At 66.8% G+C, this 21,360-nt stretch carries 21 protein-coding genes and 1 pseudogene; 11 read left to right on the top strand and 11 right to left on the bottom strand.

All coding sequences use genetic code 11. The features are described from left to right. The first annotated feature begins 126 nt into the window (after positions 1-126). Positions 127-399 (top strand): hypothetical protein, encoded by a 273-nt coding sequence (locus ACZ5PB_RS42855; protein ID WP_468699112.1) that lies wholly within the window; start codon positions 127-129, stop codon positions 397-399. Between the two features lie 217 nt (positions 400-616). Here ACZ5PB_RS42855 and ACZ5PB_RS42850 read toward each other — a convergent pair whose 3' ends face one another. Both ACZ5PB_RS42850 and ACZ5PB_RS42845 read right to left on the bottom strand, forming a co-directional pair. Then, a complete protein-coding gene (locus ACZ5PB_RS42850; protein ID WP_468699110.1) occupies positions 617-925 on the bottom strand; it encodes a hypothetical protein in 309 nt (102 codons plus the stop codon). Continuing rightward, positions 922-1,071: a toxin-antitoxin system HicB family antitoxin gene (locus tag ACZ5PB_RS42845; RefSeq protein ID WP_468699109.1), complete on the bottom strand. Its 150-nt coding sequence runs from the start codon at positions 1,069-1,071 to the stop codon at positions 922-924. Before ACZ5PB_RS42845 ends, ACZ5PB_RS42850 begins: the two co-directional genes overlap by 4 nt. 577 nt (positions 1,072-1,648) lie before the next feature. Between ACZ5PB_RS42845 and ACZ5PB_RS42840 the strand changes: the two genes are divergently transcribed. From ACZ5PB_RS42840 to ACZ5PB_RS42830, 3 genes are all read left to right on the top strand, one after another. Then, positions 1,649-1,933, top strand: coding sequence for a hypothetical protein (locus ACZ5PB_RS42840; protein ID WP_468699107.1), 285 nt, complete (start codon positions 1,649-1,651; stop codon positions 1,931-1,933). A 113-nt stretch (positions 1,934-2,046) separates the two neighbouring features. Beyond that, positions 2,047-2,196 carry a hypothetical protein gene (locus ACZ5PB_RS42835; RefSeq protein ID WP_468699106.1) on the top strand — a complete coding sequence of 50 codons (150 nt, stop codon included), beginning with the start codon at positions 2,047-2,049 and terminating at the stop codon, positions 2,194-2,196. A 79-nt stretch (positions 2,197-2,275) separates the two neighbouring features. Beyond that, complete coding sequence (locus ACZ5PB_RS42830; protein ID WP_468699104.1) at positions 2,276-2,587, top strand: PIN domain-containing protein; 312 nt, start codon at positions 2,276-2,278, stop codon at positions 2,585-2,587. 504 nt (positions 2,588-3,091) lie between these two features. Here ACZ5PB_RS42830 and ACZ5PB_RS42825 read toward each other — a convergent pair. The 4 genes from ACZ5PB_RS42825 to ACZ5PB_RS42810 all read right to left on the bottom strand — a co-directional run bounded on the left by ACZ5PB_RS42825 (position 3,092) and on the right by ACZ5PB_RS42810 (position 7,184). Further along, positions 3,092-3,655: a hypothetical protein gene (locus ACZ5PB_RS42825; protein WP_468699102.1), complete on the bottom strand. Its 564-nt coding sequence runs from the start codon at positions 3,653-3,655 to the stop codon at positions 3,092-3,094. A gap of 627 nt (positions 3,656-4,282) precedes the next feature. After that, positions 4,283-5,080 (bottom strand): hypothetical protein, encoded by a 798-nt coding sequence (locus ACZ5PB_RS42820; protein WP_468699100.1) that lies wholly within the window; start codon positions 5,078-5,080, stop codon positions 4,283-4,285. Between the two features lie 47 nt (positions 5,081-5,127). Continuing rightward, positions 5,128-5,502, bottom strand: a complete 375-nt coding sequence (locus ACZ5PB_RS42815; protein ID WP_468699099.1) for a DUF6009 family protein — start codon at positions 5,500-5,502, stop codon at positions 5,128-5,130. Between the two features lie 149 nt (positions 5,503-5,651). Continuing rightward, a complete protein-coding gene (locus ACZ5PB_RS42810; RefSeq protein WP_468699096.1) occupies positions 5,652-7,184 on the bottom strand; it encodes a DNA primase family protein in 1,533 nt (510 codons plus the stop codon). A 750-nt stretch (positions 7,185-7,934) separates the two neighbouring features. Between ACZ5PB_RS42810 and ACZ5PB_RS42805 the strand changes: the two genes are divergently transcribed. From ACZ5PB_RS42805 to ACZ5PB_RS42780, 6 genes and pseudogenes are all read left to right on the top strand, one after another. Further along, the gene (locus ACZ5PB_RS42805; RefSeq protein ID WP_468699095.1) at positions 7,935-8,093 is read left to right on the top strand and encodes a hypothetical protein; all 159 of its coding nucleotides are present in this window, start codon (positions 7,935-7,937) and stop codon (positions 8,091-8,093) included. Positions 8,094-8,164: 71 nt separating this feature from the next. Continuing rightward, positions 8,165-8,350: pseudogene (locus ACZ5PB_RS42800) on the top strand (IS5/IS1182 family transposase); the annotation flags it as partial. Positions 8,351-11,610: 3,260 nt separating this feature from the next. Further along, complete coding sequence (locus ACZ5PB_RS42795) at positions 11,611-12,054, top strand: helix-turn-helix domain-containing protein (RefSeq protein ID WP_468699094.1); 444 nt, start codon at positions 11,611-11,613, stop codon at positions 12,052-12,054. 87 nt (positions 12,055-12,141) lie between these two features. Next, the gene (locus tag ACZ5PB_RS42790; protein WP_468699092.1) at positions 12,142-12,699 is read left to right on the top strand and encodes a hypothetical protein; all 558 of its coding nucleotides are present in this window, start codon (positions 12,142-12,144) and stop codon (positions 12,697-12,699) included. Next, positions 12,696-13,868: an MAB_1171c family putative transporter gene (locus ACZ5PB_RS42785; RefSeq protein ID WP_468699091.1), complete on the top strand. Its 1,173-nt coding sequence runs from the start codon at positions 12,696-12,698 to the stop codon at positions 13,866-13,868. The genes ACZ5PB_RS42790 and ACZ5PB_RS42785 overlap by 4 nt, the downstream gene beginning before the upstream one ends. Continuing rightward, positions 13,865-14,467 (top strand): hypothetical protein, encoded by a 603-nt coding sequence (locus tag ACZ5PB_RS42780; protein ID WP_468699089.1) that lies wholly within the window; start codon positions 13,865-13,867, stop codon positions 14,465-14,467. The genes ACZ5PB_RS42785 and ACZ5PB_RS42780 overlap by 4 nt, the downstream gene beginning before the upstream one ends. A gap of 69 nt (positions 14,468-14,536) precedes the next feature. Here ACZ5PB_RS42780 and ACZ5PB_RS42775 read toward each other — a convergent pair whose 3' ends face one another. The 5 genes from ACZ5PB_RS42775 to ACZ5PB_RS42755 all read right to left on the bottom strand — a co-directional run bounded on the left by ACZ5PB_RS42775 (position 14,537) and on the right by ACZ5PB_RS42755 (position 19,859). Further along, entirely contained in the window at positions 14,537-15,391 is an 855-nt protein-coding gene (locus ACZ5PB_RS42775) for an AfsR/SARP family transcriptional regulator (protein ID WP_468699088.1), read from the bottom strand. Between the two features lie 165 nt (positions 15,392-15,556). Next, positions 15,557-16,756, bottom strand: a complete 1,200-nt coding sequence (locus ACZ5PB_RS42770) for a ketosynthase chain-length factor (protein WP_468699087.1) — start codon at positions 16,754-16,756, stop codon at positions 15,557-15,559. Beyond that, positions 16,753-18,021 carry a beta-ketoacyl-[acyl-carrier-protein] synthase family protein gene (locus ACZ5PB_RS42765; protein WP_468699085.1) on the bottom strand — a complete coding sequence of 423 codons (1,269 nt, stop codon included), beginning with the start codon at positions 18,019-18,021 and terminating at the stop codon, positions 16,753-16,755. Before ACZ5PB_RS42765 ends, ACZ5PB_RS42770 begins: the two co-directional genes overlap by 4 nt. Continuing rightward, a complete protein-coding gene (locus tag ACZ5PB_RS42760) occupies positions 18,018-18,470 on the bottom strand; it encodes a cupin domain-containing protein (protein ID WP_468699083.1) in 453 nt (150 codons plus the stop codon). The genes ACZ5PB_RS42765 and ACZ5PB_RS42760 overlap by 4 nt, the downstream gene beginning before the upstream one ends. Positions 18,471-18,644: 174 nt before the next feature. Then, the gene (locus ACZ5PB_RS42755; protein WP_468699082.1) at positions 18,645-19,859 is read right to left on the bottom strand and encodes a cytochrome P450; all 1,215 of its coding nucleotides are present in this window, start codon (positions 19,857-19,859) and stop codon (positions 18,645-18,647) included. A gap of 156 nt (positions 19,860-20,015) precedes the next feature. Between ACZ5PB_RS42755 and ACZ5PB_RS42750 the strand changes: the two genes are divergently transcribed. Then, on the top strand, positions 20,016-21,360 hold a 1,345-nt coding region (locus tag ACZ5PB_RS42750; protein WP_468699080.1), incomplete at its 3' end, for a peptide MFS transporter.

Raw genomic sequence — 21,360 nt, 5'->3', positions numbered from 1 at the left:
ACCCCGTGAAGTCCACGCTGACCACGAGCAGTTGCGACTCGTCGCGTAAATTCAACGGTCAAGTACCTGTCCGGGAACTTCGAGGCACCTCAGGGCGACTCATACCAGTCCAGCGCAGGCGAACAGTTGCAGCACGTCGAAAGAATCCGAACGCAGCTGCGCAACAGCTTTGATCCGCTCATGCGCTGTGTCCGGGTCATTGTTCTGGAAGGGCCCGAAAAGGTCGCCCAGGCAGCTCGTCGCGTACTGGAAGCAGCCGCGGAGGCGAACTCAGAGCTGTGGCGTGTTTCCCAGGGCGAGCCGAAGGCACGCGAGAGCTTCGATGAGGCACAGGAACGCTTTCGACTGCGGCTGGAAGAGTTCATCGCAGCAGCCCACACGGCCGTCAACAGCCTGTGAAGCTCGGCCTCTCGTAACGGACACCGGACCCTTGATCCTGTCCATAACTTGGGTTCGTAGGCGAGCCTTTGGCCGACAGGGAGACCGTCGACGGCTCGAGCGAGCGCGCCCAGGCCGCAGAGGAATATCAGCCGGGCCGGCCAAGCAGCGGCGGGCCGTCACCTTCAGGTGGCGGCCCGGCCTCAGCAAGAGCCCGGCCACGCGGACGGATGGACGATCACAGGTCGAGGACGGCGCGGAGCGCCTGGTCGACGCGGGACATCAGGGCGGGGTCGATGTTGCCGCGTCGGGTGGCGTCGGTGAAGCGTGCGGTACGCAGTTGCTGCAGGTTGACCGCGACGGCGGTGCAGGGGAGCGGGGTGTCGATGACGACGGACATGGCGGTGTCGGGGTACCGGCCGGGCGGGTGGAGCACGATCGCGAGGACCGCTCCGTACGCGTCGTCCAGGCCGGTGAGGGAGACGACCAGGACGTCGCGGCCGTCGGACAGCGCCCAGATCTCCCCGCGCTTGATCTCCGAAGTCACAGAGTGTCGCCCTCGCCCGCGAGGTTCTGGCCGAGTCCGAGATCGGCGAGCTGCCGGGCTGCGTCCAGGGGCGCGGCGCGGTGGGCGGCGTGCACCACGTACGCGTTCACGTTCAGCCCGGCGGCCTGCGCGGCCTGCTTGATCAAGGGGGCCAGTTCGTCGCGGGAGGTTTATGCCGTAGCGGGCCACCAGGTCGCCGTCGCTGTACGCGCTGCCGAGCATCTGCTCCCGCGCGCAGTGCCCCGTCGGCCACTCGCACCCCGGGTGCGTGGACAACTATCGAAGCACCGGACCCTGCGAAAATGTGCCTGCGGAACTTGCGAGCATCGAGGGCCATGCCCGGTGACAGCAGAGGCAGCAGCGTTGGGCGTCAAACACTGCTCAGGACCACATACCGAACGCGGTAGGTGGTCGGACTTCGTGCACCACACCTCAACGTTCAGGCGTGGTAGCACTTCCGAAAACTTCGGAAACCGCGCTCCGGGGGACGTTCCCTGCCGGACGGACCCGACTGGAATGTTCCAGTCGGCCCCGCCTCACGTGATATCCCAGTTCACTGTGCTCGCCAAGCGGTTCCCCTGACCCATCCGCCAAGCGGTGAGAACGAACAGCTCTCGCTGGAAACGGTGGGAAGATGACAAGTTCATCTTGGACATCCACTCAAGTGCCCTACGCTGAACCTGAACCTGAAGCTCAGCTTGTAGCTCACCTGGGAGGCTGGCCGTGTCTGAAACGCCGTGGACTATCGAGCGCATCAGCGAAGCCCTCGAGAGCCCACGGGTCACCCAACGCTTCCTCAGTGATATCAACCGCGCGCCCGCCGACGAACTACTCCAGGTCTTCGGCAAGTGGCAGAACACCGCCAAGGACACCCTTGCGGCCATCGAACGCGGACGCGAAATTTCCGCTGCCGAAGCCCGAGGCGAAGCCCCCCCCGGCGAGTGGATCGACGTCACCGCCCAGATCCTTGAGGAAGCTGCCCGAATCCGGACCCGAGGCGCGGCCTGACCTGACACGCTGAAACGTGTGTACCGGATCCTCTGCGATGCGCCGCGTAAAGCCCTGTGGGACGCTTCCCCGACGATGCCAGTCAGCAACTCACCATGGCGCTCTTCGATGTCATGACTGACCCCATCGGTGCCACCGAACCCTGGCTCATCGACGACGGCATCCACCGCGTCCTGATCCGACCCCTGGTCGAAGTCGTCCTCTCCATCAACACCGATGAGCAGATCGCGCAGATCTACCACATCGAGCACAAGCCCCGCTGACCGCCGGCACACCGAAGCGCCCCAGCCCGGGTGGGCTGGGGCGCTTCGGTACGGGACGATCGTCCTGGACGAGAGCGCGATGGCCGCCGTCGGCCAGGGCAACAGCCTCCCCTCCCGGCTCATTCACCGCGCCCCGGCCTGCGTCCTCGTTAGAGCGGATCGGGCCCGCCCGGGTACCGCCGAACACCTCGCCGCGATGACCGGGATCACCGTGCTGGATCTCGACCTGGCCGCCGCCCCTGACCTGGCCCGGCGGGAGACATGGGCGGCCGCGCACAGCCAGTACGCAGCCCAGCCCAACCCCGACCGACCCGACGGCGCCGTCATTGCCACAACGGTGCCAAAACGCTGGGCAGACACTGCAGTCCGCGTGCTGGACCTCACCCCCTGAAAGTGAACCCCGGAGAGTTTCCCGTTGATTGGCGAGCGGCTCCCATGGCAGCCCTCGTACCTGAAGGCCCCCTTACAACAAACCGGAGGGGCCAGCGTGTTGTCCCGGGCTGACTTCCCCCGGGCAGCACAATCTGCCGTTGGCCAAAAGAACTGTGGGCCGAGCGGGGGCAGGCTTTCAGGCGGATGGCGGGCGACCATCCTCTGCGCGGTTCGGCGGCGTCGGCGGGAGGTCGGGAGTGCGGTGGCGGAGCCGTTTCAGCGTCCACGAGGTCGCGGCGACGACAACGATGCTGGCGGTGCCTCCGAGGAACTCGGGCAGGGCAAGCAGAAGGACTTCACGCATGGGCTGGTTGCAGCGCGCGGCGGTGGGGCCCGGCCGCGCGCCGGCTCCCGTCTGAACGAGGTCGGTCGGCTGTGCACCCCCGGGCCCTTGGGCGCTTGTCAGGAGTGGCGGGGACGTACGGACGGGCCTCGCGAAGGCCTGCCGCCCCGGCTTCCGGTGTTACCGGCGGAGGCTTTTCAGCGTCGCAGCACGGTAGAGCGCGGCGATAACCGCTTCGACGTCCTCTCCGTTGCGCAGTCGGCTGCGCACGGGGATGCCGCCGGTCTTCGTTCCTTCCATGGCTTCCGGGGTGAAGGGGTGGGCGAGCAGTTCGCGCGCGGCGTCCGGCCGCCGCAATCCGGTGACAGAGGACCAGCGGAGGAAGTCCTGTGGCTCTGTGACGACCTGGCACCAGTGCTGTGCGAAGGCCCAGGCCTGCGCTCGGCTGTGCCGGGGCAAGGACTCCAGTACGTGGCGGAAGACGAAGGCGGCGAGGCTCTCCGTGGCGGGGTGTGCCGGGCGTCCGTGGTGCCGGCGGGCAACAGGGCGACGGCGCTGCGGGGGCAGGTCGAGTCCGAGGTGGAGTCCGTGCGCGCGGGCGATCTCGGCGGGGGACAACTGACGAGTCGGCCGCTGAGGCATATGGGCAGGGGTCGGAGGTGTCCCGGCGAGGTCGGGTCGGTCTCCTCGCAGGTAGCGGAAGAGGGCTGCTGCTGCTTCGTCGTGCGCGAAATCGGGGTGCATGGACGTGCCTTTCAGCTGGTGCGGATGTTTTTGGGCATGAAGAAGGCCCCGTCCGAAAGGAACGGGGCCTGGTTGAGGGGGGGAGCGCCGTCGGCTCCCGTACGGGAGCCGGACACGTGTGGGCATGAAAAAAGGGCGAGGAACTCAGTTCCTTCACCCTGTTCTTGTCCGGCGGGTTTCTGGCACGCCGAAGACGCCCTCCATCTTTGCAGTAACAGGAGCCAAATGCAAAGAAGTTGAGAGGCACGGAGGGCCCTCCACACGGACAGTCCCGGACGGGACAGCCTCGGGGCACGGAGCCCCCCTGCTGGAGCCGCCCCGCGACAACTGCCGACGCAGTGGGCAGAGCCGGTCGAGTCCGGACATGGAAAAAGGGCAAGGAACCCAGTTCCTTACCCTGTCATGGCCCGGCGGCTTTTGGGCACGCCGAATCTGCTCCGAGTATGGCGACAACACGCGTCGCTCGCAAGACCATTGAGGGTATGAGACGGCTTCTGCAGGTCACCACGGCGGACCGCACGTACTTGTGGTGCAAGGCGGGGCCAACTGGTGCTGCTTCGAGCAGTAGCAGGTACGGGTCTGCCACTGGGTGCCCAGTGCGGTCAGGGCGCGTGTGGCGACCTGGTCTCAGTAAGCCGGGCTCAACTGGTCGTCGGTGGCGTCGGGGGCGGTACGCAGGGTGGAGCGGATCAGGGCGTGCAGGTAGTACGGCCACAGGCCGAACGGGTTGTCGTGGATGAAGGGGTGTTCCAGCAGCCGGCAGGCGGGGGCTACGTGGGGGAGGGCGGCTGTCTGGACGATCAGGCCGGTGTCGAAGGCGCCGAAGAGGGCGGCGGCGCGCAGGGTGTGCCGTTCGTCCGGGGTGAGGTCTTGCAGGGTGTGGGAGATCAGGGCGGGGAACCCGCCGTCGAAGTCGGCGGGTTCGGCAGCCCGATGCGTTGTACGGCGGATTTCCAGGACCCGCATGATCGCGAGGTCCAGGTACACGTGTGAGCGGGCGGCGATCGCGGCGCGCAGGTCGGGGTGCAGCAGGGGCCAGCCGCCGGACGTGGCCAGGCGGCGGGCGAGGTAGTCCTCGCAGTCCTCAGGGCTGAAGTCCCCGACCAGAATCTGCCGGCCGCGGGTCGCACCGGCGGCGGGGCGGGGGAGCGGGATGTCGTGGGCGGCGAGTCCGGGCCAGGCGTGCGAGCCGGTGTAGTCGAGCTGCCGTTCGAGTGCGGCGTCGGCCCATTGCAGCCGGTTGCGGCCGGTCACGACGAAGAACGCGTTCGGCATCAGCCAGACCAGGCGCTGCAGGAGGCGTTCGAGGTCGCGGTGGGTGCGGTCGCCGATGTCCTCGAAGGTGTCCAGCAGGATCACCGGCAGCACCTGCTTGCCGTCGGGCAGTTGGGTGAGCTGCCAGGCCAGCAGGTGCGGGTAGAACAAGAACCATGGATTCCGCCCAGCCGGCCTGCCGGACGGCCCTGCCCACTTCACGCGCGTGCGGCAGCTATCCGTCCCTGAGATCGGTCGGTCTTGCGGCCGACGTGGCAGATGTCCACCGTCTGCGGGTCGACTGCCTCGCCGGGTGCTCCCGCCCGGTAGTCGCCGTCGGGGGCGGTGTCCCGGTCGTGGGGGAAGAGGTAGAAGACCCGGCGGTGGAAGTAGCTGGTCTCGGGGTCACGTTCCACGGGAGCCGCGAGTTCGGCGTAGCCCACCAGTCGGCCGAGGCCGTCGAACGAGGGTCGCCCCTGGCGGCGGGGGGTGCCGTGGACGGCCTGGCGCACGTACTCCAGCCCTTCGATGTCCTCCAGCCAGACGATGGCGGCTTCCCCCGCGACGTCCGCGTCGGTGAGTAGCGAGCTCATGCGTCCCTGCCTCTCGTTTCGGTCGGGTCGGCGTGGCGTGCCTGTTTCACCCTGCGGGCGTCCTTTCCAAGCAGTCTAAAGGGGGGCGTCTGTGCTGCGAGTGGCTACCCGCAGCCTCCGCGGGCGGGACGGGCGCCTTGCCTGCGGGCCTAGCGGGCGCTGTCGTCGGCCAGCCCGAGTCCGGGGTAGTACCGGTCGCCGTTGGACTTGATCATCTCGTTGGGTGACTTCAAGCCCAGCTCGGCGCGCACCCGGGTGGCGAAGGACCGCGACCCGGCAGGGCGGGCCCCTTCCTCGGTGCACCACCGCAAGTACACCCCGTACAGGGCGGTCTGCTGCACCCGCATCTCCTCGTCCTGCAGGCAGCAGTCGGCGAGGAAGCGGCCGATGTGGTTCTCGGTGACCGCGTACGTTGCGGTCGCGGTGCGCACCCCGGCAGGGCCGGCGAGGTTGTCCCGGATCCGGGAGGGGTCGCGGGTGGCCAGGAAGCGGCGGGCGCCCTCGATGAGCCAGGCGAGGATGCCGGGGCCCTCTTCCTCCACGAGGATGCTGGCCAGGTTGTCGATCTTCTTGGCGTCCGGGATTTTCCGCACGAAGGGGATCAGCCTGAGCCGGCGCCAGAAGGCGTGGCCGCCGGTGGCGACCTCCGGGTGGTGGTTGCCCAGGAGCCACAGATGGTGGGTGGGGGTGAAGGTGAAGTAGTCCTGCCGCATCCGGCGGGCTGTGACCATGTCTCCACCGGTGAGCGCCTTTACCCGGGCCTCGTTGAACTTGTCGGTGGCCTTCAGCTCGCTGCACACCACCAGCCGGCGGCCGTACAGCTCGGTCAGCTCCGTCGAGTGCTCGGTGTACCCGCCGCGGTCCATCAGGAAGCCCGGCGGCGCCGCGTGCGCGTAGTCCCCGAGGACCTGGATGGTGGTGTCGAGCAGCACGCTCTTGCCGTTCGCCCCGAGACCGTGGCAGAACGGCAGGACCTGCGCCCCGACGTCCCCGGTGATCGAGTATCCGAGCAGGACGTGCAGGTACTCGATCATCTCCTTGCCGTCCGCGTCGTCGCCGAAGATGTCGGCCAGGAAACGGTGGAAGCGCGGCGTGGGCCCCTCCTCGGGGGCGACCCGGGTGCAGCGGGAGTTGAAGTCACGCAGCGGGTCGGCCGACCGCATGCCGCCGGTCTTCAGGTCGACCACCCCGGCCGGGGTGCACAGCGTGTACGGGTCGCCGTCGAGTTGCTCGGCGTCGAGGGCGAGCGCGGGTGCGGCCTTGGCCTGCGTCAGCATCGCCTTGACGCCGCTTGTCGAGGAGGAGTAGCGGCGGTGCTTGATGACCTCCTGGGGGGAGAAACGTGCCAGTTCGTCGTGGACCGGCATCTGCGCGGCCATGTCGCCGGCGGCCCAGATCGCGGCGCTCTCCCCGCCGCGGATCTTCCAGCGGCCGTGGTCCCACACGTACCAGCCGTTGCCTACGACGTAGCGGAACCTCCCGCTGTACAGCGCCGCGAAGAGTTCTGCGTTTGCCCGGTCCGTGAGGTCCTCTGGTAGACGTCCCGCCGTGGCCGGTACGGGGGATGTCGGTGTCTCACGTTTCTGCGGGGGAAGCACCGCAGGGGTCGGCCCGCCCAGATTGAGCATCTGCTGCGCGGCCTGCCCTGCGTCGAAGCCTGCGGGGCTGTCGCTGGAGCTCATGGGCGTCCTTCGGGAGGGGTGGGCCGTGGCCACCGCGCCGAGTCCGGCGGTCGCCGACCGCACTCGGCGGCTACGGCCCCTGTTCAGGGGCCGGGGCGGCCGTTTGAAATGCGCAGGTCAGCAACCGTTCCTACTCGCCGCCAGGGGCGGGAGGGGCAGAACTTTCACTTTTGCGGAACTGACCCTAGCGCAGGCAAGACGGTGAGCCGGGGCGCCCCACGCGCACAGGTTCACCAGTAAAGAAAGTTCTGCCCCTCCCGCCCCTGACGGCAGCGCAATCGTGCGCGGCGGCCCCCTGCCCTGCCGTGTCCCCGGCAGGGCAGGGGCGGGAAAAGGGGCCAGGGCATGAGGAAGAGGCGCAGGGGCGGAAACCCCAGCCCTAGGATCCCAGGCATCGTCGCAGGTCAGAGCTCTGCGGTTTTCCCGACAGGGGCTGGAGGGGCTGAACTTTCCAGTTATCCCCGCATAGAGATTTCACGTACCTAAATAAGGCCTATAGGAGTGTTCCTCACGCGCGCACGCAGACCTGCGCACGCAAGAGCATTGATAATCCGGAAGTTCAGCCCCTCCAGCCCCTGTCAGTGAGAAGACTGGGGCTCTGAACTTGGCATTTCCATGCCAGGGGCGGGAGCTGGACTCCGGGAATAATGTCCCTGCGCCCCTTCCTGGCTCTGTTCCGACCCTGCCAGGTCCGCCCGGTTCCGGCGTTACTGCCCGGGGCCAAGGCGGAACGGCGGTGTGGCGTCGAGGATGCGCAGCGAGCTGCCCGGGCGGCAGGCCGGGCAGGCTTCGCAGCCGTTGGTGAGTGTGCGCCAGGCCCGTGGTGGCGGTGAGGCTGCGGCCGCGGTCGGTGGCGAAGCACACGCCCTGGTGCACGGTGTGCAGACCGGGTCCGTGGCCGGTGAGTAACCGTCCCGGCGGGCTCGCTCTCGTAGGCGTCTGGGAAACCGCCGAGACCGCCGACCGGAAGTTTCGGCACTTTCGGCTCGTGGAAAGGCGCCTACAGCCGTCTGCGGAACTGGGCGATCGACGGGACCTGGGAGCGAGTGGTTACCACGCTGCTGGCCCAGGCAGACTCGGATGAGGACCTGAGCTGGGTGGTATCCGTGGACTCCACGGTCGTTCGAGCACATCAGCATGCGGCTGGAGCCCGCAAAAAAGGGGCTGGCCGAACCCCGGGCCGCAAAGTGGGCGATGGCTTACTGGATCGTCGGCCAGATCGCGGACGGGGCACTCGATCCCGCCACCGGCACACACCTCATCTGGGCAGACGTTGCCTACGACCTCGGGTACCCCGAAGAATTGGAGCCCCTCGTCCACTGCACGATCAACCTGGACGACTGGGAAGAGAGCTGGGGCGTCTCACGAGAACGGCTCAGCATAAGAAGCAGTCGAAGCGGCCAACCAGTTCCTGAGCAACCGACCCGAGCACTGACCCAGGACGGCATCACTTCAATGGAGTCGGTCAGGTGGGCCCCTGTCAGGAGTCGGCTCTGGCCAGTAGCCGGGCCAGGTGGCGAGCGCAGACGCGGTGGTTCACCAGCGCGGGCCGGGGGCACCAACCAGCATCTGCTGCACTCGCACATCGCTCCGCCGGCGCGTCTGCGGGAGCCTGTGTGCCAATGACGGTGGTTCGGCAGGGCTTGCACCGTCCGTCGTTGATGGCCGGCCCGGTCAGTATGATCCGGGCACCGCACTCACCGCAGTTGCTGCGCGGCTGCCCTGCGGGGGGCCGGAGCGCGGCAGCCGGCGCTGTGTGGGGACGGGGGGGCGTGCGGGCGGGCTCGCAGTCGACGCACTGGTCGGTGGGGCCGAGGCGGGTCCCGTGGTCGGGGCACAGGTCATCCTTCAGGCGCATTGCACGTTGGCGCGCCAGGTACTTGTCGTGGACGAGTTCGGCGCAGACTTCGCAGGTTCTGCCGGTGGTCCACAGGGTGCCGCTCTCGCAGTCCTGGAGACCGCATCCCCAGCGTGGCAGGGCTGCCCCGAGGATCCACCGGCCCACGTCGCGGATTTCGTTCGTCATCGTGCCCGCGAGGCGGACGGTTAGGCGGTGGTGGAGGCGCTCCGCAGGTGTGCCGGCGCGCAGCTGGCGGCCGATCTCACGGGCGATTCGGCGTGCTACGAAGGTGTTGACCTGGGGGAGTAGCCAGTGGGCCGGTTCCAGTACCGCGTGGATTTCCGCGCTCAGCGAGAGCGGCGGCCCGGTGTATGACCCGCGCGCCCGTCCTGTGGCGCGGCCGCCGTCGTCACGCTGCTGTTCAGGTCGGGGGGAGACTCCTTCATCCGTGCGCAGCGCGAGACCACCAGCCCGGGCGAGTCTCGGCGATTGCGAAACTACCGGTATCTCGCCTACGGCGGATGAGCAGGTAGTACTTCCGTCATCAGGTGAGTCAGTCCTAGGTGATTCGTTATTCGCGAGGGATCCCGCACTAGCTTGCGAACCCGTTTCCTCATCAGATTGCGAACTGGTCGCGTCCCGGTCTGGCTCGGAACCCGAGCGTGGGGAGACTGATGCGGCTGTCAGTAACCCTGCTCCAGGGGTTGCAGCGGGCACATCAAGTAGAAGGTCGTGGGCGATGTACTGGTGCCGACCGCGAGCGCCGGCTCGTCGCAGTACGGTCACCCACCGGGCCGCTGCCAGTTCGTCCACGATCTGCCCGGCCGCGGTCGCTGAAAGGGACTGTCCGGCCCGCTTGCCCGAATGATGCGCCAGCGAGCCTGCCAATTCGCTCTCGCTCAGCGGCGCCTTCCTTGTCTGCGCGTATGCAATCAGGGCGAATGCACGCAGCTGTCGCGCCGTCAGGTCCTCCGCTGCCGCCACTGGTAACCACACGAAGGGCTCCGCGCGTCTTACGGGGCGAGTGCGGCGGACTGCTGACACGCCCCGGCCGCCAGGCAGGGTCCGCCGTTCCGTGCAGACTTCAACTACACCGTCAGGGGCCGGACGCGACAATGCGCTGAGGCCACGTCCCACGGATGCAGCTGAGACACCCAAGTACCCCGCGATTGTCGCGGCCCTGGCCTGGCATCCCTCGGGCCTCGCTCCCAACGCTCGCACCTTTACATATGTCGCCAACGCAATATCCGGATAGGTCCGGCAGAGCACGATGCGCATCGGTACCTTCACTCGTTGCCGTCGAGCCCGCCCATCAGCCCGCACGGCGGTCGCGCCTTTCTCAGGCAGAGGGCTTCCTTCTGCAGGCGGGGAAGCGCGGACGTCCGCCTGCACTCGCCTGTTGACGGATGCCTCTGCGGTGCTCATGTACGCCCCAGAAGCACGTTGCGCGGCATGGGGTTCCACGCAACTCGCACGCCTATTTCGGGTTGTACCAACGTAAAGTGGACGGGGGTGGGTTGGCAATTGACCAACAGGTCGTGCAAAATGACAGGGCCTCCTCGTTGAGGGCGCAACAAAGCCCTTCGGGGCTGAGAGGTTTGTGCGGAACTCAAAATTTGGTGACCTTCCGGCGTCAACCGGTCGATTACCCCGGACCAGTCGGCAGACTGGCCCGCCATGTGAAGGCCGCTCATGGTGCGTCAACACCAGCGGCCGGGGCGGCTTTGTGCCTCGTCGTCTAACTCATCTCAACTACCTCCGCGGGAGTGTCGTGCCCGCAGGTCCTGGGCGCGAGGGGCGGCTCCACACCAAGGCCGCGCAACTGCTCGCGCAGACGGTGTTCAAGCTGCCGTCCCGCAGCACGCTCACAGCTCACTGGTCTCCATCCGTTGAGGACTCTGTGCGACGACCTGCGGATCCGATCAGGTGTGTTCATGCCGTGATCGTCCTCCGTGAGACCCATGCCGGGCACGGTCACCTCGCTATCTCAGGGTTCGGGGACACTGTCCCGGGCTGCTGCCAGCTCACGCCACGACCAGAGCCCGGAGGCTGGACGCGAACGGCTTGTTGACAGCTCATAGTTGGACGATCCGTGTCGGGGGCCCGGCAGTTGAGGTGCCAAGAGGTGTGCTGGCGACCGGCTGGGACGGATTGATCCCTGTGCGACCGAACAGGACGCCGCCTACGGCGAGCCGCCTCCTTGCTCTCACGCGTCGCTCCAGCCCTGCGATCAACAGCACTCTCGTGCAAATCATAGGCATGCTGTTTCCATACGGAAACGCAAGATGATCGAGTGGCTGAAATATGCAGGGCTGCTTGATGCGCCCCATCCACGTGCGACGTGCACCCAGCGGGCCCATGCGCACCTCAGCCCCGTGCCGCCCCGGAAACCACGGATACTCTGTGCAGAGTGACTATCAACGCCCCAAGGAGGAGCGCTGTGGTGAAGTTCTCTGGCCCGCTCCCCGGGCACCTCGTCACGAAGAGGTGCCCGGCGCTTGCTTCGCCTCGCGGCCACAGCTCCCCATTTTGCATGCGTTTCTGTCCAGAAACACGCGTCGCCCTCCCGGGGCAAGCGTGACTGCTATGGACACCCCTGAGGGCAGCGCACCGCTTCAGCGAGGGCAGTCCCTGGCCGACAAACTGGACCGACTCATCACCATCACCACACCCGTGGGGGGCGTAGCCCCCTCCTACAACGAAATCGCCCGGGCAATTGACAAGGCCGCCGGCGAGCGCGTCATCTCCGCCAGCTACATCTGGAAGCTGCACAAGGGCGAGGCAGACAACCCTCGGCTCAAACACCTTGCCGCGCTGGCCGCCTACTTCGACGTGCCGACGGAGTACTTCGTCAACGACGAAGTCACCGACAGGATTGACCAGCAGCTCAAGATCCTGCAAGCGCTCAAAAGCGGCACCGTACGCAACATCGCACTGCGCGCCAGCGGGCTGTCACCCCAGAGCCTGCACGCGCTGAGCAGCATGGTTGATCAGCTGAGCAGTCTGGAGCACCCGGACTGCCCCACATGACCGTCGGCCGTAGGGCTGGCATAGATTAAAGACCAGCCCTGGGGAGGGCTATCCCGACCAGGGCAGACCAGGGGTGAGGGGCGACACGTGCGCAGATGGCTGTCCAGACGTGGCGGAAACCCTCACGAGGAGCCACTCCAACTGCACGAACGCTGCAGCATCGTTCTGGACTCACTGCAACTTCCACGTCCCTTCAGCACACGCGCCTTCCTCGACGTCCTGGCAGACGAGCGGAAACGCCCCATCGTCCTTCATCCGCTCCCCGCCGCCCTCGGAGCCGAAGCACTCAGCGGACTGTGGCTTGCTACGGCCTCCACCGACTACATCTGCTACGCACCCAAGGCACCCGCTCTCCTCCGCCGGCAGATCGCCCTTCACGAAGCCGCCCACATGCTGTTCGGGCACCGTCTGGCCATCGACGTTCCCGAGGCCATGTTCCTGTTGCCCGACCTCGGACCGTCCCTGATCCGCCGCGCGATGGCGCGCACCACCTACGGCAACGAGCAGGAAGAGGAGGCCGAAATGCTGGCCACATTGATCCTTGAGCGTGCCAGCGCGGACGAGGCCCGCTCGACCACGCCGGAAACCGCAGGTGTTCTCGGACGTCTCAGCGAGGCCTTCGGCCACCCGGTGCGCACCCGATGACCCTCGTGAAGGTCGCCATTGCCGCGTTGCTGTGGCTTGTGGCGCTCTGGCGTCTGCCCGCTGCCGTGCGGGTCCCCGGTCAGCGCTCCCTGTGGTTGGCGTTTACCGGCCTTGCTGTGTCTGCGACCCTCGCGCTGCCCTTCGCCAAGAACACTCTGGACACGGTCAGCGGCGTCAACAACCTGGCCGTCCCGGCAAAGCATTTCGTCGGCATCGTGGCCTGCGGAGCGGTCCTCGACTTCGTCTTCACCATGGCCCGCCCTCAGCTGGCACGGCGAACCCGCTTACCCCATCTGGCGATCGCGCTGAGCGTCATGGTCGTCATGACGGTGCTGTTCTCCGCAGTACCGCAGCCGATCCCGGTCGGCAACTTCTACGAGGCGTACGCGGGATCTCGGCCTGCCACCGCCTACTCGCTCACGTTCACCGTGTACCTGGGTATCGCCATGGCGGTCGCCAGCTGGCTGTTCCTCGCCTACAGCCAGCACGCAGGTTCCCGGGCGCTGCGCATCGGCCTCCGCTTCCTGGGCGCAGGAACCACTGTAGGAGTCCTCTACTCCCTTTTCCGCGCTGCCGATCTGATGGCCGGCCTTTGGCATGTCCAATTTCCACTGAGCCCGGTGCGTACCAGCCAAACCGCAGACGTTATCCAGTATCTCGCCATCTTCTTGATCATTATTGGGAACTCGCTGCCCGCCTTCGGCGTCCTGTTCCGCACTGTCCGCGCTTCACGCGCCACGAAGAACCTGCACCCCCTGTGGGTCTCTCTCACCACAGCGGTGCCTGGCATCGTGCTCGACACCGGACTGCGGCATAACCCCCGCTTGCGGCTGCACCGCACCGTCATCGAAATCCGTGACGCCACTCTGGTGCTGTCCTCCTACGCGGACGCCGACCTGAAACAGCAGGCCCAGGACATTGCACACGCTGCCAATCTGCCCAACGAAGAGGGCGATGCCATGGCGGAAGCTCTCTGGCTACGCGCAGCGCTGAGCCGCAAGACGGCGGGGCATCAGCCTGCTGTGCCGCCCGGGCACCATGCGGCTGAACCCCCTCCGGAGCCAGCGTACTTCGGGACGGAGACGCAGCGCTTGATGCGGATCAGCGCTTTCTTCCACTCGCCCACCGCCGATGATTTCGCCCGCACACATCACATGGAGCACCCATGACCGGCCTCCTGTCGGAGACTGTCCCGACACGACGACGCACAGCTCAACTGGTCACCGACGGCCTCGAACCGAAGAACTGGATCATCGCCGTTACCCTCCTCATGGGTTGGCACGCCGACCGCGCGGCTGGTGTCGCCTGGGGCCTGTTCGCCGCGCTGTTCAGCGGCGTCATACCCATTCTCTGGATCAAGTGGGGGCAACGGCGCGGATACTGGGGAGACCGCCATGTCCGGCGTCGCCAGGACCGTCTCCTCGTCATTCCCGGCATCATGGCTTCGGTCGCCCTCGGCGTCACGCTCATGTACCTGTTCGCCGCTCCACGTGAAATGACCGCCCTGGTCATCTCGATGCTCACCACCCTTGTCGCGATCTTGGCTTTGACCACCGTCTGGAAAGTGTCGGTCCACACCGCCGTCTCGTCGGGCGCCCTCACGATGCTCGCCCTGGCCTACGGCCCTTGGGCCCTCGCCGCTTACCCACTCGTCGCCCTGGTCGGCTGGTCACGCATCAGCCTCAAGGACCACACAACGGCCCAGGTAGTAGTGGGCACTGCCCTCGGTGCTCTCACTGCGGGAGCCACCTTCGCACTGTTGGGGTGAATTGGGTTCTGAGACTTGACACCGCAGGTCAGATCTTCGGAACGTCCGCATGTTGTTCTTCTGCGAGCCCTAACGAGCTCGTGCACGAAATGCGGGTGAGAGTTGCGCGGAAAGGCTAAGCGCCCTGGGGGATCTCAGGTCATCGGACTTGCATGGCTGAGGGCTTGGGCGCTGGCCGCTGGCGAGCACCTCCCGCTGTAAACGCTGCAGCTGTGTGGACGGCTCCAGGCCGAGTTCGTCGTAGAGCGCCGAACGTACCTGCTGATAGGCGCGCAGAGCGTCGCGACGTCGCCCCGTCAGGTGCAACGCGGTAATCAACTGCCCGTGAAACCACTCGTTATACGGGTGCTCGGTTACCAGTTCGCGCAGCTCTCCAATCAGCTCCGAATGGCGTCCGAGCTGCCCGTCCGCCTGGATGCGCAGTGCAGTCGCGCGCAGCCACTGCTCTTGGAGATTGCAGGTGTGTGCCATGAGGACGTGGCCTTGCGGGACGCTGGCCAGCGGTGTGTCCTTCCACAGTGCCAGGGCTTCTCGGAGCGTTTCGGCGGCTTCGGCCGCCTGCCCCGCATCCAGCTGGGCGCGCCCGCGCGTGCTGAGCTTTTCGAAGACATCGCTGTCCAGACTTCCCTCCGGAACTTCCAGTAAATAGCCCGGCCATTTGGTTGTCAGTAATTCCTCGCGGGTATTCGGATGCTGGCCGTTAACATGTTTCCGTAATTGATAGATGTAAGTCTGGGTGGTGGTGATGGCGGTCCTCGGTGGCGTATCCCCCCAGAGTTCATCGATGAATGTCTCGATGGGGACGACCCGGTTGGCGCGAAGGAGAAGGACTCCCAGGATGCGTAGCACTTTAGGGGGTGTGGGGGTGCAGTACCGGCCATTATTAAGTACTTCGAGCGCGCCTAGGACTCTGAACTCCAGCATGTCTCGCCTTTCCAGGGAAACGGTGCGACAGGCTTCTGTCGTAGCAGAACTTTAGCCAAGCTTAAGCCAGTCGGGTGGCTGAGTGCCACAAGCTGCCCTATGTACTTTTAGTGCTGCTCGTGATAGGTTTCCGCATTTCTTCCAGAATGAGAGTTGCGGAGATTTCTAGCCATTCTTGAGAACAAGTGCAGAGTTAAAGCCTCCGTATCCTCTGGCTACCACCAGAGCGATCTGCAAAGGCATCTCTCGAGGCTGGTCACGCACCAGATCGAGTTGATGTGCCGGATCGAGTTCGGCCACCCCCACTGTCGGCGGGATGACGCCGTCCCGCAGCGACAGGGCCGCGGTGGCGACATCGAGTGCCGCTCCGCCGGCGTACAGCCGGCCCGTCATCGTTTTCGGTGCAGTCACGGCTACCTGGTGGGGCCCGAAGAGCGAGGTCAGGGCCTCGGATTCCATCCGGTCCGCTTCAGGTGTGCCCAGGGCGTCGGCGTAGACCACGTCCACCTCGTCGGGGCGCACCCCAGCGTCGACCAGCGCGAGTTCCATCGCTCGTGCCAATGTGGAGGGCCGGCCCCGGTCGGGTGAGGGGTCGAAGGTCGCTGCGTATCCGGCGATCTCCCCGTAGGGCGCTGTCCCATCACCTGCTTCGAGCACGAACATCGCCCCGCCCTCACCCGGCACGTAGCCGCAGGCGGAGACGTCGAACGGGGTGTAGGCGCGGGCGGGGTCGCGGCGTTGGCTGAGTAGGCCGTTGGACATCTGGGCCACCAGCCCATACGGGCACAGGGAGGCGTCAGTGCCACCTGCCAGTGCGAGCCGGGAGCCGGCCCGCAGGGTCCGCCTGGCCTGCGCGATGGCGTCCAGGCCGCCGGCTTGTTCGGTCGCGAGGGCGGCGCTCGGGCCGCGCATGCCGTGCCGGATGGAGAGCTGTCCTGTGGTTGCCGCGTAAAACCAGGCGATCGACTGGTAGGCGCCGACGTGGCCGGGCCCCTTGCCCCACAACCCCGTCATCTCCCTCTGGCCGAACTCCGTTCCGCCAGACGAACTGGCCGTGACGACCGCCATCTCGTACTCGGGGTACGCGGCGGGGTCAATCCCGGCGTCGTTCAGCGCCATGTCTGCGGCTACCAGGCCAAGGTGCGTCCAGTGGTCGGTCTGCGTGGTGAGCCGAGTTGAAACGTGGTCGGTGGCGACGAAGCCGGTGACCTCGCCTGCGATTCCGACGGGGTAGGCCGTCGCGTCGAACTTCGTGACCGGCCCGAGGCCGTGGCGTCCAGCGAGGACAGCAGACCAGTACTGTTCGGTGGTTGTCCCATTAGGCGCGATAACGCCCAGTCCGGTTATTCTCAGGCGGTCGGTCATCGGGCCGTCCCCTGCGGGCACGCCAGCACCATCGCGCTCTGGAATCCGCCGAACCCGCTGCCCACACTCAGCACGGTGTCCATCGCGTGGTCTCTGGCAGTCAGTGGAACGTAGTCCAGGTCGCACTCGGGGTCCGGGGTGTGCAAATTCGCGGTGGGAGGCACCACTTGGTGCTCCAAGGACAAGGCAGAGGCGGCGATTTCGATCGCGCCGATCGCCCCCAGCGAATGGCCGATCATGGACTTGATTGAGCTCACCGGAACTTCGTACGCTCGGCTGCCGAGGCTGCGTTTGAATGCTGCCGTCTCGTGCCGGTCGTTTTGCTTGGTGCCCGAGCCGTGTGCATTGATGTAGTCCACATCCGTGGGGTTCCGTCGCGCCTGGCCGAGGGCTGCTGTGATCGCCTCGGCCATTTCCCTGCCGTCCGGCTTCAGGCCGGTCATGTGGTAGGCGTTGCTGCGTGCCGCATAGCCAGCGATCTCGGCGTAGATGTGGGCACCACGCGCCCGCGCAGTCTCGAAGTCCTCCAGCACCAGCACGGCTGCGCCCTCGCCCAGGACGAATCCGTCCCGGTCGCGGTCGAAGGGGCGTGAGGCGTGCTCGGGGTCCGCCGTATTGGGGCTCGTGGCCCTGATCGCATCGAAGCAGGCCACGGTGATCGGCGAGATGGGGGCATCGGTCGCCCCCGCGACGGCGATGTCCACCGTCCCCTCGGCCACAAGCTGCGCTCCATAGCCCACGGCGTCCAACCCCGAGGTGCAACCGTTGGAAACCAACTGCACCGGCCCCTCGGCGCCGCACTCCCAGGCCACATCGCGGGCCAGGGAGCTGGGTGCCATGTAGTCGTACAGGTGCGGCACTGCGTAACCGGGGTCGAGCACCCAGTCCCTGCCATGGTCGCTGAGAACCACGTACTCCTCCTCCAAACCGACCGTGCAGCCCACGGCGCTGCCCAGGCTGACGCCTATCCTGCCGGGGCCCACGGCCGGTAGATCCAGGCCGCTGTCGGCCAGCGCCTCGCGGGTGGAGATGACTGCGAACTGCGCGGCCCGGTCCATTCGCCGCGCCTGCCGGGGCGTGAGCCCACATCGCAGGGGGTCGAAGTCGACCTCGGCGGCGATGGGCGAGCGGAAGTCGCGGGCGTCGAAGGCCCGGATGGTCCTGGTCGCGGTGCGGCCTGCCGTGAGAAGTTCCCAGAAGGCATTGGCCCCCACCCCTGCGGGCGTGACCAGGCCCATCCCCGTTATGACCACGCGCCTGTTCATCGGGGCTCTCCTCCGACCTGCGGGGCGGACTCGTCGGAGTGCGGCGGTTCCTCGGTGTCGACATGCCCCAGTTCGGGGCGGGGCGCCAGGGGAGCCAGGTGGAAGACGACCCGGGCCTCCGTATCACCGGTGTTGCGCAGCTGGTGCCGGACGGCGATCGGCACCACCATGCCGTCGCCCGGCCCTAGGTCCACGGCCTGGCTTGTTTTGTCGTCAAATCCGAGCTGCATGGACAGTCGGCCGTGCGTCACGTACAGGAACTCTTCCGAATAGGGGTGGTAGTGCTCGGAGACGTACTCGTCCGGAGCGAGTGTCAGCACGCCCAAGAAACCGGAGGTCGAGCCCACGGTTTTTGGGCTGAGCAGGACACGGATGTCGCCGCCCCTGTGCCGGTTCGGAACGACGTCGGCGATAGAGATCTTCGCCGCGTGGCGCTGCCCCGCAGTCATTGGACTCCCTCCGTAGGTGTGGCCGCCCCTTGGCAGTGCAGTCGGCCTGCCTGCGAACCTCGCATCTCTCCGTCGTGCGCACTTCTAGCGAACGTCGAGGCCGTTTCGTGGAGTGTTAGAGAGCTGTGGAACCCTCTGGGGGTGGGCGGTTGAAGGAGCAGGCAGCTCCGTTTGTCACCATTTGACGGGCAGTTCGCTGAGGCCCTGCATGAGGTGACCGCGCTGTGCGCTCAGCTCCTCCACCGGTGCGGCCGGGAGCAGTCCAGGCAGTCGGCGCAGCACTCCAGCCAGGGCGAGCTCCAGCTCCATCCGGGCCAGTCGGGCACCCAAGCAGTAGTGAATCCCCAGGCCGAAGGTGAGGTGCGGATTGGCCTCGCGAGTGATGTCAAACCGCTCCGGCTCATCGAACACCGCCGGATCGCGATTGGCCGAGGAAATCGCGGGCAGCACGGCCTCGCCGGCGGCGATCGTCACCGTGCCGAGCGTCACCTCCTCGGAGGCGATTCTGATCAGCCCGCCGCCGGCGGTCAGTGTGTTGTAACGCAGCAACTCATCCACGGCCGATGACACCAGCTCCGGCTGCTCCCGCAGCCGCCGCAGCTCCTCCGGGTGGCGGAACAGACACAGGAACGACAGGGCGATCTCGCTGGCCGTGCTCAGAAAGCCGCCGGTGAGTAGCGTGGCGCCCATCATGACCAGCTCGTCCTCGCTCAGCAGGTCGCCTTCGTCGCGTGCCGCGATCAGCTCGCTGAACAGGTCGTCGGCGGGTGATTCCCGCTTGGTGGCGATGAGTTCCGCCAGGTAGTCCTTGAGTTCGGCCCGCGCCTGGGCCACCTGGGAGGGTGCGAAGCGGGTCAGGCTCAGCAGGACGTCCACCCAGGCGGCGGTTCTCTCACGGTCTGCCGCGGGAACGCCTAGCAGCTCACAGATGACGTTGACTGGCAGCCGCCGGGCGAATCCCGACACGAGGTCGGCGGGTGCCCCCGCCGCGACGAGTTCGTCCACGAGAAGGTCTACTTCCTTCTCGATCACCGGTCGCAGCGCGGCGATCCGGCGGTTTCCGAACGCCGGAGACACCAGCCTGCGCAGCCGTGTGTGTTCCGGCGCGTCCATGCTGAACAGCGAGGCGGGGTCGGGAGGGATGGGCTGCAGCCTAGGTGCCCCATCGCGGGTGGTGAGCGCACGACTGAACCGGGCATCGTTGAGCACGGCGCGGTTGCCCTCGTAGCTGGTGACCAGCCATCCCGTGTCTCCCGTGGGGAAGACCACTTCGGCTACTGGTTCCTCTTCCCTCAGCCGGGCGAATTCCGGTGCTGGCTCACCCGGGCGCCGGGGCGGGAACGGGAACCGTAACCCCTGCTTGCTGTGCGAAGTCTCCTGAGCGGTCATGGCCGAATACTTCGCTTCGGCCGTCTCGGCCGGATCGAGCAGCGCTGGGGACCCTCGATTGCATCCGCGCACTATCGACACACGAAGCCGGCGCGAACCCGGGCTGCCAGCATCGCCGCTGATGATGGGCCTTCGCAGCCTCGGGAGTTGGGTTACATGACACCACCGCAGGCGCTCTGGCCATGGCGTCAGCCGCGCTGGTTCAGCACGCTGTTCCTGACTGACCTGTGGGAGCGCTTCAGCTTTTTCGGAATGATGGCGATTCTGTTCCTCTACGCGAGCGCGCCATCGGACGGCGGAGGACTCGGCATGCCCGCGGGCAGCGCGGGCGCGCTCGTCGGGCTCTACGTTTCGGCCTCATTTGTCGCTTCGGTGCCCGGTGGGTGGATCGGCGACCGCGTCCTGGGCGCCCAGCGGGCCGTCCTGTACGGTGCGGTACTCATCGCCTGTGGGCATCTCTGCCTGGCGCTGCCGGCCGAGGCTGCGTTTTATCCGGGGATCACGCTGATCGCGATAGGAACCGGCCTGTTCAAACCCAATGTGTCGGCGCTGCTGGGCGGATGCTATCCAAAGGGAGCAGGGGCGCAGCGCGAGGCGGGCTTCTCGGTGTTCTTCATCAGCATCCAAGTGGGCGCGCTGGCGGCGCCGCTGGTCACCGGGTTTCTTGGCGAACGCATCGACTGGCACCTGGGGTTCGGCGCCGCAGCCGTCGGCATGGGTGTGGGCATAGCCGTCTTTTCACGCGGGCTGATGCATCTCAATGGCGTCGGCAGGACCCCTGGGCGGCCAGCCGATACAGCCACCTTGCAGCGCGTCACCCTCCGAACCGGCATCGGCCTGGCCGTCGCGGCCGTTCTGACCGTGGCCGACGTGGCCGCCGGTACAGCGCGCGTGGAGCATTTTGTCGCGGTCATCGGTGTACTGGTACTGATCGCCCCCCTGCTGTACACCCGCAGCATCCTGCGAGCCCCGGATGTCACGGCCGCCGACCGGGTACGGATGCGTGGCTATGGCTGGGTGTTCCTGGCGACCGCCGTGCTCTTTCTTCTGGTCAGTCAGGGGAATTCGGTGCTCAACCAATTCGCCGCCTGGTCCACCGACCGAACGCTGTTCGGATTCACTGTGCCAGCTAGCTGGTTCCAGTCGCTCCACCCGCTGTTCGTGCTGCTGATCGCGCCAGTGATGGCCCGGGTTTGGACGGGACCGGGGCAGCGTCTGTCCGTACCGGCCAAGCTCGCCATCGGGCTGGCGCCAGCCGCCGCAAGCTTCCTGCTGATGACGGTTGCGGCCGGGCGCGCGGCCGCGGGAGCGGTGTCTGCGGTGTGGCTGATCGCCATCTATCTGCTCCAGTCCTGTGCCGAACTGATCGTGGGCACCGCCGGTCTGGCCGTCACCGCCCAGGTGGCTCCCCGGGGAGCCACCAGCCGGCTGATGGGGTTGTGGTGGCTGGCCGGAGCGATCGGTGCCTTGACCGGCGGCCAGCTTGCCCGGCTTGCCCTGC

Source organism: Streptomyces sp. NPDC032721, assembly GCF_055579625.1.
Note: the sequence above shows the minus strand (reverse complement) of the source record. Positions and strands in the feature narration are given on the sequence as shown.